This window comes from Mesorhizobium sp. CA8 (assembly GCF_020164955.1).
Lineage (GTDB): Bacteria > Pseudomonadota > Alphaproteobacteria > Rhizobiales > Rhizobiaceae > Mesorhizobium.
Genome location: NZ_JAIUHG010000003.1, coordinates 256,355 through 269,160 on the forward strand (window position 1 = coordinate 256,355; position 12,806 = coordinate 269,160).

The following is a 12,806-nucleotide window of genomic DNA, read 5'->3' on the forward strand; positions in this document are numbered from 1 at the left end:
CGGTGTTCGAGGGATTCAGCCCGGTCTATGTCGTTTACGCCGCGGCGGCGCTCACCGGCATTATGATCGCCGAGGGTTGCTACCTGCTCTATGCCGGGCGCAGCGACAAGCGCACGGCCATCAACCGCCGCATGAGGCTCGCGGAGAATAAGATCAGCCAGGAACAGGTGCTGATCCAACTGCGCAAGGAGCGCGGGATAGACGGTGGCAGCTCGATCTTTTCCCTCGACCGCTTCCACGCCCTGCGCACGCAGTCGGGCATGACCATGCCGCTGCCGAAATTCCTGACGATCACCGCGGGTGTGGCCGCGGCGCTGGCGCTTTTAGGCATCTGGAAGGGCCTGCCGCTCCTGTTCGGCCTCATCCTGTTTGTCGTGCTGTCGCCGGTACTGCCGGTGATGGTCATGCGCTTCATGCGCAAGCGCCGGCACAAGCGGTTCGGGATCCAATTGCCCGAGGCGCTGGAGCTCATCACGCGCGGCCTGAAGGCCGGCCATCCGGTGCCCGTGGCGATCGCCATGGTGGCGCGCGAGATGGCCGATCCGATCGGCACCGAGTTCGGCGTCGTCGCCGACGAGGTGACCTACGGCTCCGACCTGGTCTCGGCGCTGAACAATCTCTTCGACCGGGTGGGCCATGAAGACCTGCCGCTGTTCGTCACGGCGGTGTCGATCCAGAGCAGTTCGGGCGGCAATCTGCGCGAGATCCTCGACGGCCTGTCGGCGACGATCCGCGAGCGCGGCAAGCTGCGCCGCAAGGTGCGCGCCATTTCGACGGAAGGGCGCATGTCGGCTTACATCCTGACCGCGGTGCCGGTGCTTCTGTTCACCGCCATCATGGTGCTGATGCCGCAATTCTACCAGGATGTCTGGGACGTGCCGAAGACCTGGTACATGATGGGCGGCTCCATTGCCTGGCTGCTGCTCGGCAACGCCATCATGTTCAAGATGTCGAATTTCAGGTTCTGAGATGGAAGACGTCATCCGCTTCCTCGCCTCACTCGCGCCGACCTCGCTGGTGCCGGTCGCCGTGCTGCTCCTTGTGTTGGGCGCCGGTGCCGTCGCATGGCCGCTGGTGCTCGCCAAGGGCGATCGCGGCGAGGTCAAGCGACGGCTGAGGGTGGAGACATTGCAGCCGGCCGAGCAGGCGGAGCCCGCGCCCAAGAAGAGCACCAATGTCGTGCGCGAGAAGGCGGTGAAACGGGCGCAGGAGTTCTATGCCAAGAGCGATCCGGAAAATGTCGCCCGGCTGCGCATGAAACTCATCCAGGCCGGCTACATGGAGCCGCGCGCCGTCGGCATGTTCTTCCTCATCCGTTTCGCCATCCTGGTCGGCGCGGCGCTCGGCTCATTCCTGATCAACCACTGGGCGGCCAGCGCCGAGTCGACCATGACCAGCCGCTGGACCTTCATCATCCTATCCGGCGCCGGCGGCTATTTCCTGCCGGGCCTGGTGCTGACGCAGAAAATTCGGGACAAGATGCGCGAATACCGCAACGGCTTTCCCGATTTCATGGATTTGATGATCGTCTGTTCCGATGCCGGCATGAGCATGGAGGCCGGTATCGAGCGGGTCTCCAAGGAGCTTGCCAGGACCTATCCGTCGCTCAGCCAGAACCTGATGCTGGTGTCGCTGGAACTGCGGGCCGGGCGCAGCCTCGACGATGCGCTGAAGGCGCTTGCCGACCGCCTCAGCCTCGACGAAGTCCGCTCCTTCGCGACGCTGCTGCAGCAATCCAAGGAGCTCGGCACCAGCCTGTCGGGCTCGCTGCGCGTCTTTTCCGACGAAATGCGGCACAAGCGCATGTCGCTGGCCGAGGAGAAGGCGCATGCCCTGCCGGCCAAGATGTCGGTCCCGGTGACGGTCTGCATCCTGCCGGTGGTGCTGATGGTCGCCATCATACCGATCATCGTGAAGCTGAGCGCACACTGAGGTGCGTCGATATTCAGGTGAGGCCCGCCTGGTCTGAATATCGACATGCCTCAAAGCCGACGCGAGCGCTGGTTAACGCATCCTTGGCGCGCAACGTAATTTTAGCTGCATTTCGGCACCGAAGCTTAATCGCTTTCCTGTAGTTTTTTCCTGAAGAACGACCCGGCAAATCGGGCGATGGGGCAGGGGCATGCGTCAGAGACTTCCCAGGGCAGCGACGGCGTTGGTGGCCGTCTTGATGATTACCGGCTGCACGACGAACAACAACGTCGACACGACCAAGACCACGGCGATCCAGCCGGTGGCCAAGGATGTCAGCGCCAACGACTTGGTCGAAGGCAAGGCGCAGTTCCGCGAGGCGAATTTCGGCCTTGCCGAACAGCATTTTCGCAAGGCGGTCGAACTCAAGTCCGACAATGCCGAGGCCTGGATGGGGCTTGCCGCATCCTATGACGAGCTTGGCCGCTTCGACTTCGCCGACCGCGCCTACGCGCAGCTTCTGAAGGTCGCCGGGCGCAAGCCGCAGATCGTCAACAATATGGGTTATTCGCAGCTTCTGCGCGGCAACAAGAAAAGGGCGCGCGCGCTGCTGCTCGAGGCCAAGGCCGGCATGGCCGACCAGACGGTGGTCAACGCCAATCTGGCGCTGCTCGACAAGGGCTGATCCCCAGCGGGTTCGCGTATTCCGTGTACCGCCACGGGATTGCGCCTCACATGTCGACGCTTTGTAAACCCTGTGTCGAGGTAGCGCCGGGCATCGGCCGAAAACGGTTTGCGCCGGCCGCCGCCAGCCTACATTGAGGGGATCCGGGCACCGGCTAGGCTAGAGGCAGTTCTTCACGGATGTTGGATTTCAGTTCGCTTCTGCTTGCGGCGGCGCTGTCGGGCATATGCCTCAGCATCACCATGTTCGCGATCTGGCTCACCGCGCCGAGGGCGCGCTTCGTCCTTACGGTCGCCTGCGGCATCCTGGTGCTCGTCGCCCATGTCGTCGGCTTCTGGGGCTATAGCAAGGATGCCGATCCCTGGCTGTGCCAGATCGTGCTCGCGCTGCTGACCCTCGGTTTCCTGGTCCTCTGCCTGTCGGCCATGCAGTATCTCGGCTTTCGCGACTACCGCCGCGTCCTCGTGCCGACGCTGGCCGCGATGGCTGCCTGCGCGATCGTCACTTTTCTCGGTTTCGACGGCATCGGCTTCCAGATCACCTATGCGGCCGTGACGGCGCTGCTCGCGGCGATCGGGACGATGTTCTGGATGAAGGGGGATCACGACCGCCGGATCCTGCTCGTCGTCTCGTTCCTCAGCGGCGCCTGCGGCTTGTCCTTCGCGCTGTGTGACCTGGCGCTGCTGGTGCAAGGCCAGTGGGTGCTGGGTGCGGCGCCCGACAATTGGGCGGAGCGGCTGAACTCCGTCGTCGCGGTCGCCTGCATGACAGGCCTCGGCGCGCTGACGCTTTCGCTGCACCATCTGCAGGCGCAGATCGAGCTCAAGGCCGAGACGATGACCGATCCGCTGACCGGCCTGATGAACCGCCGAGCGCTCAACGAGCTTTACGGCGACCGCAGCTTCGGTCCATTCATGGCGATCGCCATGTTCGATCTCGACCATTTCAAGATGACCAACGACGTCTTCGGCCACCCCGTCGGCGACCAGGTGCTTTGCCGCTTCGCGGCGGTGATCAAGAAATACGGCAGGGCCGGCGTCGACGCCTTCCGCTTGGGCGGCGAGGAATTCGCGCTCGTCATGTCGCGCGTGACGCCCGAAAAGGCGCATGACATGGCAAGCCGGATCGGTGTCGCATTCGGCACGGAGGTCGTTCCAACCCATCGCGGCCCGCTGCGCAGCAGCGTCAGCGGCGGCATGGGATTCGGTTCGGTCGCGGGTCGCCCCTTGAACGAGGTGCTGGCGCAAGCAGACGCCGCGCTTTATGCGGCCAAGCGTGCCGGGCGCAACCGCGTCATTGCTCAGCTGGCAGCGGACCGGCCCGATGCCGGGCCGGCCCTGAAGACTGCCTGAGCAAACGCTACTCCGCCGCGCCGAGATATTCCGACAGCGGCGGGCAGGAGCAGACCAGGTTGCGGTCGCCGGCGACGTTGTCGATGCGCGAGACCGGCGGCCAGTATTTCGCCGCCAGATCGGCATCGCCTGTCGGATAGACCGCCTCCAGCCGTGAATAGGAATGCTTCCACTCGCCGGCGAGCGCTTCCGCCGCGGTGTGCGGGGCGTTGACCAGCGGGTTGTCGTTGGACGGCCACTCGCCCTTCGCCACTTTCGCCGCCTCGCCGGCGATGGCGATCATCGCCTCGCAAAAACGGTCGAGCTCACGCTTGGGCTCGGACTCGGTCGGCTCGACCATCAGCGTGCCTGCAACCGGGAACGACATGGTCGGCGCATGGAAGGCGTAGTCGATCAGGCGCTTGGCGATATCGTCGACGCTGATGCCGGCGCTCTCCTTGAGAACGCGGGTGTCGAGGATGCACTCATGCGCGATGCGATCGCTCCGACCCTTGTAGAGCAGCGGGTAGTGCGGCGCGAGCCGCGTCGCCACATAGTTGGCCGAAACAATCGCCGTTTCCGTCGCCTGCTTCAGGCCTGAGCCGCCCATCATGCGGATATACATCCAGGTGATCGGCAGGATCGACGCGCTGCCGAAAGGAGCCGCCGCCACGGCATGCGCCGAGCCCTCGGTGACATGGCCCGGCAGATAGGGTTTCAGATGCGCCCTGACGCCGATCGGGCCGACGCCCGGGCCGCCGCCGCCATGCGGGATGCAGAAGGTCTTGTGCAGGTTCATGTGGCAGACGTCGGCACCGATGTCGCCGGGGCGGGCAAGGCCGACCAGGGCGTTGAGGTTGGCGCCGTCGAAATAGACCTGGCCGCCATGCTCGTGGATCAGCGCGCAGAGATGGCGCGCGCCTTCCTCGTAGACGCCATGCGTCGAAGGATAGGTGAACATCAGCGCCGCGAGGTTCTTGGAATGCTCGTTGGCCTTGGCGCGCAAATCGTCCATGTCGATATTGCCATCATCGAGGCAACGCACGACGACGACGGTCATGCCGACCATCGCAGCGCTCGCGGGATTGGTGCCGTGCGCGGAAGACGGGATCAGGCAAACGGTGCGGTGGCTTTCGCCGCGCGCGCGGTGGTAGGCGCGGATGGCGAGCAGGCCGGCATATTCGCCCTGGCTGCCGGCATTGGGCTGCAGGCTGACGGCGTCGAACCCGGTGATCTCCGACAGCCAGGCCTCCAGGTCGCCGGCCATCTTGCGATAGCCCGCCGAATGGCGGGCCGGCGCGAAGGGATGCAGGTTGGCGACGCTCGGCCAACTCACCGGCATCATCTCGGCGGCGGCGTTGAGCTTCATGGTGCAGGAGCCGAGCGGGATCATGGCGCGGTCGAGCGCAAGGTCCTTGTCGGCCAGCCGGCGAAGGAAGCGCATCATCTCGGTTTCGGACTGGTTGTCATGGAAGACCGGCTGGGTCAGGAATTCCTTGCCGCGCGGCTTTCCGGGCATGGAATTGCCTTCCGCCGCGCCGGGCTTGGCCCCGAACAGGGCGGCGATCGCCTTGAGATCGGCTTCCGTGGAGGTCTCGTCGAAGGCGATGCTGACATGGTCGGCATCGATGAGGCGCAGCAGCCGGCCGGTCTTTTCGGCGGCTTCTGCGATCAAAGCGGCTTTGCCCTTCACCTCGGCCGTCACCGTGTCGAAACGGCTCGAGCCGAGCACGGAAACGCCTGCTGCCGTGAGACCCGCGGCAAGACGGTCGGCAAGGCTATGGACCTGCCCGGCAATCGCCTGCAGTCCGGCGGGACCATGCCAGATCGCGTAAGCCGTCGCCATATTGGCCAGCAGCGCCTGCGCGGTGCAGATGTTGGAGGTGGCCTTGTCGCGGCGGATATGCTGCTCGCGTGTCTGCAGCGCCAGCCGGTAGCCCGGCCGGCCCTTGGTGTCGGTCGACTGGCCGACGAGACGGCCGGGCATCAGGCGGGTCAGCCTGTCGGAGACGGCGCAATAGGCGGCGTGCGGGCCGCCGAAACCCATCGGCACGCCGAAGCGCTGCATCGGACCGACGGCGATGTCGGCGCCAAGCTTCGCCGGCGCATCCGTCAGCGTCAGCGCCAGCGGATCGGCGATGAAGACGACCAGCGCGCCGACGGCGCGGGCATTCTCGATCGCCGCCTTGTGGTCGCCATAGACGCCGAACGTGTCCGGCCAGGAGACGAGCAGGGCGGCGGTGTTGTTGTCGATCGTCTCGCCGTCGACCTCGATGCCGAGCGGCTCGGCGCGGGTGCGCACGACGTCCAGCGTCTGCGGATGCGGCGTGCCGGCAAGCGCCACCTTGGTGCGCTTGTCGCGGTGGTGGCGCAGCGCAATGCTGACGGCTTCGGCGACGGCGGTGGCTTCATCGAGCAACGAGGCGGACGCCACCGGCAGGCCGGTGAGCTCGGTGACCAGGGTCTGGAAGTTGAACAGCATCTCCAGCCGGCCCTGGCTGATCTCGGCCTGGTAGGGCGTGTAGGCCGTGTACCAGGCCGGGTTCTCGAAGAGGTTGCGCTGGATGACCGGCGGCACGAAGACGCCATGATAGCCGGCGCCGATGAAGCTCTTCAGCACCGTGTTCTTCGCCATGATCGCAGACAGTTCGGCCAGCGCTTCCGCTTCGCTCGCCGGAGCAGGCAGGTCGAGCGGTTGGTCGAGGCGGATCGATCTCGGCACGGCCTGGCTGATCAGCGTTTCGACGGACGGAACGCCGAGCACGGCAAGCATGGCTCTGACATCGTTGACGCCGGGGCCGATATGGCGGGCCGAGAAGGGAGTAAGCGCTGCGGTCATGTCGTTATGTCCTGATATCAGCCGATATGGGCTTTGTAGGCGGCCTCATCCATGAGGCTGTCGAGCTGGCCTTCGTCGGCCAGCTTCATCCTCCAGAGCCAGCCGTCGCCGGTCGCGGCCGAATTGACCAGCGAGGGGTCGGCCGACAGCGAAGCGTTGGCCTCGGTGATCTCGCCGTCGACCGGCGCGTAGACGTCCGATGCCGCCTTGACCGATTCGACGACCACGGCCGTATCACCCTTGGCGAGCTTGCGGCCGATCTCCGGCAGCTCGACGAAAACGAGGTCGCCGAGCTGTTCCTGCGCATAGTCGGTGATGCCGACAGTGGCGACGCCGCCTTCGACGCGGAGCCATTCATGGTCTTCAGTGAAATAGGTCTTTGCCATCTGGAAATCATCCTTTGCGGTAGCGGTGTGGGGTGAAGGGCAGGGACGCGACGTCGACCGGGATTTTCGCCCCGCGGACATCGGCGAAGAGTTTCGTGCCGGCTTTGGCCAGCCCGGTGTTGACGAAGCCCATGGCGACCGGGTGTCCCGACGAAGGGCCGAAGCCGCCTGAGGTGACGTGGCCGGCCGGATTGCCGCCGGCATCGACGAGCGCCGCGCCGGCGCGAACCGGCTGGCGACCGTCGGGCTTCAGGCCGACGCGCTTCTGCGACGGCCCGCGCTCGATGATCGAGCGCAGCGCGTCGGCGCCGATGAAATGGCCGGAAGCGCGAACTTCCTTGGGGATCGCCCACATCAATCCGGCGCTTGCCGGGTCGATTTCCGGCGTCAGGTCCTGGCCATGCAGGCAAAGACCGGCTTCGAGCCGTAGGCTGTCGCGCGCGGCAAGGCCGATCCACTGCACGCGCTCGTCCCCCAGCAGTATCGCGACCAGATCCCGCGCGTCCTTCTCCGGCAGGCCGATCTCGAAACCGTCCTCGCCGGTGTAGCCGGAGCGGCTCATGAACCAGTTTTGACGTGGCTCGATGCCATGCATGAAGAGCAGCGAGCCGGTTTCGATGCCGGCTCGGGACAGGGCGGCCCACGCTTCCGGACCCTGGATCGCCAGGAAGACGTGGTCGAGCGGCTCGATCTTGGCATCGAAATCGGCGGCCAGGGCGCGCAGATGCTTCTCGTCCTCCACCGCGTTGCCGGCATTGGCCACCACCATGAAACGGTCATCGCCCAGGCGGGTGACGATCAGGTCGTCGATGATGCCCGCCGCTTCGTTGAGGAAGAAGGTGTATTTGGACTGGGAAATTCCCAGCGCGTCGGCATCGAGCGGGCAGGCGCGGTCGAGAAGCGCCGCTGCACCCGGACCGGAGACCTCGAACAGCTTCATATGCGAGATGTCGAACAGGCCGGCATGCTCGCGCGTGTGAAGATGCTCCTTCATCACGCCGGGCGGGTAGGTGAGCGGCATCGACCAGCCGGCGAAGGCGCCGAAACGCGCGCCCGCAGCCTTATGCAAGTCCTCAAGGGGGAGGTGTCTGGTGTCTTCGCCTGTCATGTCTTCTCCAGAGTCGCACGGCAAACGACCGCCATTGGCGGCCTAGTCGTGCCCCTCTGTCTGAAGCCTGAGAGACTCGCGCCCCGTAACTCTGTCGGCAGCGCTTACACCTTCGGCGCGGGAAGATTCCCGACTTTCCAGAGTTGTCTTTCCCGTGCACGGTTCTTTTGCCTGAGAGATTTCGGGCGATTTCCCCTTCGGCGACAGCTTACGCTGTTCTCTCCCGCAAACAGGAAGGACTCAGTCGCCTGAGCCCTCGACGCGCCATCCATAGCCCGTCGGCGACACCTTGTCACCTCCATGCGACATGTAAAGCGCGCCGAGACGATCGATGCCGGCGATGCCAAATGGCTGGCCGAGCGTGTCGGCGGTTGACAGCGGCCGTTGCGCGACAACGAGCGCGTGCTGCCGACGCTGATCAGGCAGGCTTCGCCGGAAATTCATCCGGCGCTGAAACCGCTGCTTGAGAAAGTGGCCTAGGCGTTTCCCGCAAGTGTCTTGCAAAGGATGATGTTGGAATGGCCTTCGGGCCAGCCGGTCAGTTCGGCCATGCGCTCGAAGCCGGCCTTTTCGTACAAGCCCGGCGCCTGGAAGTCGTGGGTCGAAACCCATATCCGCAGCGAGCCGCGCGCGGCAGCCTCCGCGACGAAGGCATCGAGCAGCGTCCTGCCGTGGCCAAGGCCTCGGTAGGCCTCGTCGACCCACATCAGCGTGAGCTCGGCAATGCCGGCCCAGGAATAGCCCGCGGCGGCCCCGATGGCGCGGCCTTTCTCATCCCGCAGCGCAAAGACGAGGGCACGGTCGTCACCACGACCGGTCAGCCGCCGGTTGTCGTCGTTGAGACGTTCCTCGATGGCACTAAGCTCGGCGGGCGCAAGATCGTGCTCGGCCTGCAGGCGAGGGCCATCAAATCCCGCCATACCAGTCGTAGCCATTGTCTTCCCAATAGCCGCCGCGGCCGCCGCCGATGTTGGCGAAACTGTCGACCAGCTCGATCTTGGAAAGGTATTTCGGCATCTTGTAGCCGAGCTGGCGCTCGACCCGCACACGCAGCGGCGCGCCGTTCTCGACCGGCAGAGGCTTGCCGTTCAGGCCATAGGCCAGAATCGTCTGCGGATGGCGGGCGTCGATCAGGTCGATGGTGCCGTAATATTTGATGTCGCCTGACAGGCTTTGCTCGATCGTATCGAGACAGTGGAACATGACGTAGCGGGCCTGCGGCTTGACCACCGCCTGGTCGAGCACCAGCGACAGCGGCGTGCCGGTCCATTTAGCGATGCAGCTCCAGCCTTCGACGCAGTCATGGCGGGTGATCTGCGTGCGGCTCGGCATGTTCTGGAGCTGCTCGCGGCTCAGCGACAGCGGTTTTTCAACAAGGCCGGTAACCTCCAGCCGCCAGTCAGCGAAATTGTTGGCGAGCAGACCTTTGTAGGTGTCGTCATCGGGCGCCGTGACGCCGTTCGGCCGCTGCGGCTGGCGGATGTCGGCTTCGGTGAATTCCGGCGCCAGCGCGTCCCGGCCGGCGAGCAGGCGCTGGGCGCGCCAGGTGAGGCCGTTGGCGTTTTCGAGGAAGCTGCGCAGTCCGCCGCCGATGCCGAGACCGCTGTCGAATACGTCACAACCCGACAGCGCGATGCCGGACAGGCCGAGGCTGCTGGCGGTCAGGAACTTGCGGCGGCTGATCTCAAATTTTGCCATGTCAGACGCTCCTCTCGGTCGGCTCAGCGTGCTTCGCAGGCGGGTCGGTGCGGTACCAGCCGGTGATGATCGAGCGCAGCTCGTTGATCGGGCCGGCGGCGAGGATCATCAGGATGTGGACGATGAAGAAAAGGACGAGCAGCAGCATGACGGTGAAGTGGATGGTGCGCGCCGTCTGCCGGCCGCCGAGGATTTCGTTGAGCCAGGGCAATACCGAATTCATGCTCGGCGACATTGCGAGGCCGGTGATGATCATCAGCGGCAAAAGCACGAAGAGCACGCCGCCATAGGCCATTTTCTGCAGTGTGTTGTATTCGCGTGTGTGGTGGAATTTCAGCTTCGCGTGATCGACGATGTCGCGCGGCAGCTTGCGCAGGTCTGACACGCGAGGAGCGAGATCGCGGCGGATATGGCCGTTGATCAGGCTGGCGATCAGCCAGATGAGCAGCGTCGTGGTCAGGATCCAGGCGAAGAAGAAGTGCACGACGCGGGCCGTGCCGAGATCGTAATAGGACGGGATCGTTGCCCAGGAAGGGAAGGCGCGGGGCGTCTCTTGTCCCGGCGGACCCGACCAGCCGAGCACGCCGGTGGTGTCGAAGCGATGGCCGAAGATTTCAGTGAAGCCGCGCGGACCGTTGGCGGTGTTTTCGGCGCCGATCTGGAGGATGGTGTTGTTGAATTCGAAGCCGGATTGCTTGCCGATATAGAGCTGCGGCCGCGCGTTGAAAATCTGCAGGCCGGAAAGCAGCATGAAGAACAGCGAGAAAGCCCAGATCCAATGGGTCAACCGCGTCCAGCGCGATTGCCGATAGATGAGGGTCGTGTCCTTGCCGTCCGCCTCGGCGGCGGAATGGTTGTTGGCAACGGTGTCCATCTTGCCTCCGGCCGCCATCGGGAGGCGGCTTCTCAGGTCATTGTCTCCCCCTGAATACGTCGCCGCACAAGGCAATGTTTCATGCGATCACGGATTTATTACGGAGAGCCCAGGCTGACCGCGAGATTGACTGCCGCCGCGACGATCACCGTGTTGAAGAAAAAGGTCAGGATCGAGTGGACAAGGACGACCAGGCGCATTTGCGAGGTGGTGATGGCCGTGTCCGCCGTCTGCGCCGTCATACCGACCACCGTCGCGAAATAGAGAAAGTCCCAGCCTCCCGGCCTTTTGCCGCCGGGAAAATCGAGCCCGCCGACAGGCATTTTCTTCTGGGTTTCGCGTCGATCTCGTCGCCATCTTGCCAATAGACATGCGCGTAATGGAGCGACGCCATGGAGTGGATGGTGAACCAGCCGAGTGGGATCGAGAGCATCGCGAAGGCGAGCTGCAGCGGATGCTCGGCATCCTTCCGGTTAATGAGCAGGAAGAGCGAGACGATGGCCGCGCCAACGACAAAAAGCGTGACGGCGAAGATGAGCAAGACGGGCAGATCGGTCGAGCGCGCGTTCTTGCTGAGATAGCGTCCGGTAAGGCTCGGCATCAGGGCTAGCACCAGGGCGATGTAGCTCGCAAAGAACACATTGGCGCCGATGGAGTAGGGCAGAGGCCAGCGCAGCAACAAGGCAAGCAGCAGCGCGACGATGCCGATGGCCGCGGCGAGGGCGAACTGCATGTGCCGATGCATCGGCGTCTTGAGATCGTCACCCATGGCCCGAGGCCCTTGAAGATTTTGGATCAGTCCGGTGTGACGGATTTGAGCGCGCGCCGCAAGATGCGGTCGAGCTCGCCGAGGAACTGCGACCTGTCCTTCGGCGTGAAGGAGGCGTTGAAGCCGCGGCTCTCGCCGGTCTCGCGCAGATGCTGTTTGAGGTCGCGCATGGCCACCGCCATGCCGATGGTCTCCGGCGTGAAGGGGCGGCCGGTGGGTCCCAGCACATGCGCGCCGAGAGTCACCGTGCGCGCGGCAAGCGGGATGTCGGCGGTCACCACAATATCATTGGATCTTGCATTCTCGACGATCCAGTCGTCCGCTGCATCCGCGCCTTTCGAGACGACGACGTTGCGGATCATCGGATCGCGCGACGGGCGCAGCCCGCCATTGGAGACATAGGTCACGATGACGCCATGGCGCTCCGCCACCTTCTCGACCTCGGCTTTCACCGGACAGGCATCGGCATCGACATAGATGATGGGCTCGGGCATCGTTACTTCCAAACGAATATGGGGCCGGCGTGTCAGCCAGCCCCATGGCAGAAATCGCGAGATTTGTCAGGCCGCCAAGGCTCCCGACTTCTTCGCCGTCCAGGTGGCGATATAGTCCATCAGGCCGGGGCTGAGGCAGTCATAGGGCTCCAGCCCGATCGACTTCAGCTGGCCGCGGATGCCGTCCATGCGGCTCGGATCGACGCCGGATTCGATGATCGACGATACGAAAGCGGCGAAGCCCGGCGGCGACCAGCCATCCTCCTCGAAGCGTTCGGGATGGATGAAGGACAGGCCCTTGAAGGGATGGTCGCGCTCGACCGGCCCGTACATGTGGACGCCGCAGCTTGTGCAGGCATGGCGCTGGATCAGCGCCGAGGGATCGACCACCTTGAGCTTGTCGCCGTTCTCGGTGACGGTGACGTCGCCGGTGCCGGCGACGGCCACGACCGAGAAGATGGCGCCTTCCGGCTTCCAGCATTTGGTGCAGCCGCAGGCATGGTTGTGGGCGATCTGGCCCTTGACCTTCACCTTCACCGGGTTGCTGGTGCACAGGCAAACCAGCGTGCCGCCGGAAAAGGATGCGCTCTCCCTCGGCAAGCCGTTGTCGATCGAATGATGCAGTTTTTCAGCCATTCCTGTTTCCTCCCATGTTTTTTGGTCATGCCGACCCAGTGTCGATGACCACCTCACTTTCCATGAAGTGCACCT

13 protein-coding genes, 1 pseudogene and 1 riboswitch are annotated in these 12,806 nt (G+C 64.4%); of the genes and pseudogenes, 4 read left to right on the forward strand and 10 right to left on the reverse strand.

The features are described 5' to 3' along the window. The first annotated feature begins 2 nt into the window (after positions 1-2). The 4 genes from LB553_RS30660 to LB553_RS05700 all read left to right on the forward strand — a co-directional run bounded on the left by LB553_RS30660 (position 3) and on the right by LB553_RS05700 (position 3,948). Positions 3-968 carry a type II secretion system F family protein gene (locus tag LB553_RS30660; protein ID WP_224511435.1) on the forward strand — a complete coding sequence of 322 codons (966 nt, stop codon included), beginning with the start codon at positions 3-5 and terminating at the stop codon, positions 966-968. A 1-nt stretch (position 969) separates the two neighbouring features. Beyond that, positions 970-1,932 carry a type II secretion system F family protein gene (locus LB553_RS05690; protein WP_224511437.1) on the forward strand — a complete coding sequence of 321 codons (963 nt, stop codon included), beginning with the start codon at positions 970-972 and terminating at the stop codon, positions 1,930-1,932. 190 nt (positions 1,933-2,122) lie between these two features. Next, a complete protein-coding gene (locus tag LB553_RS05695; protein ID WP_224511438.1) occupies positions 2,123-2,596 on the forward strand; it encodes a tetratricopeptide repeat protein in 474 nt (157 codons plus the stop codon). Between the two features lie 179 nt (positions 2,597-2,775). Beyond that, on the forward strand, positions 2,776-3,948 hold the full coding sequence (locus LB553_RS05700; RefSeq protein ID WP_224511439.1) for a GGDEF domain-containing protein: 1,173 nt from the start codon (positions 2,776-2,778) through the stop codon (positions 3,946-3,948). 7 nt (positions 3,949-3,955) lie between these two features. On the opposite strand, the gene gcvP is transcribed toward LB553_RS05700, so the two are convergent. The 10 genes and pseudogenes from gcvP to gfa all read right to left on the reverse strand — a co-directional run bounded on the left by gcvP (position 3,956) and on the right by gfa (position 12,731). Next, positions 3,956-6,766: an aminomethyl-transferring glycine dehydrogenase gene (gcvP, locus tag LB553_RS05705; RefSeq protein WP_224511440.1), complete on the reverse strand. Its 2,811-nt coding sequence runs from the start codon at positions 6,764-6,766 to the stop codon at positions 3,956-3,958. A 17-nt stretch (positions 6,767-6,783) separates the two neighbouring features. After that, entirely contained in the window at positions 6,784-7,152 is a 369-nt protein-coding gene (gene gcvH / locus LB553_RS05710) for a glycine cleavage system protein GcvH (RefSeq protein WP_224511441.1), read from the reverse strand. Positions 7,153-7,159: 7 nt separating this feature from the next. Continuing rightward, a complete protein-coding gene (gene gcvT / locus LB553_RS05715) occupies positions 7,160-8,260 on the reverse strand; it encodes a glycine cleavage system aminomethyltransferase GcvT (RefSeq protein ID WP_224511442.1) in 1,101 nt (366 codons plus the stop codon). A gap of 149 nt (positions 8,261-8,409) precedes the next feature. Continuing rightward, a riboswitch (glycine riboswitch) is annotated at positions 8,410-8,496 on the reverse strand. 4 nt (positions 8,497-8,500) lie between these two features. After that, the gene (locus LB553_RS05720; protein WP_224511443.1) at positions 8,501-8,704 is read right to left on the reverse strand and encodes a hypothetical protein; all 204 of its coding nucleotides are present in this window, start codon (positions 8,702-8,704) and stop codon (positions 8,501-8,503) included. Between the two features lie 32 nt (positions 8,705-8,736). Beyond that, complete coding sequence (locus LB553_RS05725) at positions 8,737-9,195, reverse strand: GNAT family N-acetyltransferase (RefSeq protein ID WP_224511444.1); 459 nt, start codon at positions 9,193-9,195, stop codon at positions 8,737-8,739. Further along, the gene (locus LB553_RS05730) at positions 9,167-9,958 is read right to left on the reverse strand and encodes a molybdopterin-binding protein (protein ID WP_224511445.1); all 792 of its coding nucleotides are present in this window, start codon (positions 9,956-9,958) and stop codon (positions 9,167-9,169) included. The genes LB553_RS05725 and LB553_RS05730 overlap by 29 nt, the downstream gene beginning before the upstream one ends. A gap of 1 nt (position 9,959) precedes the next feature. Continuing rightward, the gene (locus tag LB553_RS05735; RefSeq protein ID WP_224511446.1) at positions 9,960-10,832 is read right to left on the reverse strand and encodes a cytochrome b/b6 domain-containing protein; all 873 of its coding nucleotides are present in this window, start codon (positions 10,830-10,832) and stop codon (positions 9,960-9,962) included. A gap of 98 nt (positions 10,833-10,930) precedes the next feature. After that, positions 10,931-11,601, reverse strand: a pseudogene (locus tag LB553_RS05740) (DUF1345 domain-containing protein). Positions 11,602-11,627: 26 nt separating this feature from the next. Next, positions 11,628-12,095, reverse strand: a complete 468-nt coding sequence (locus LB553_RS05745; protein ID WP_224511448.1) for a YaiI/YqxD family protein — start codon at positions 12,093-12,095, stop codon at positions 11,628-11,630. Positions 12,096-12,161: 66 nt separating this feature from the next. Continuing rightward, positions 12,162-12,731: an S-(hydroxymethyl)glutathione synthase gene (gene gfa / locus LB553_RS05750; RefSeq protein WP_224511451.1), complete on the reverse strand. Its 570-nt coding sequence runs from the start codon at positions 12,729-12,731 to the stop codon at positions 12,162-12,164. Positions 12,732-12,806 lie beyond the last annotated feature (75 nt).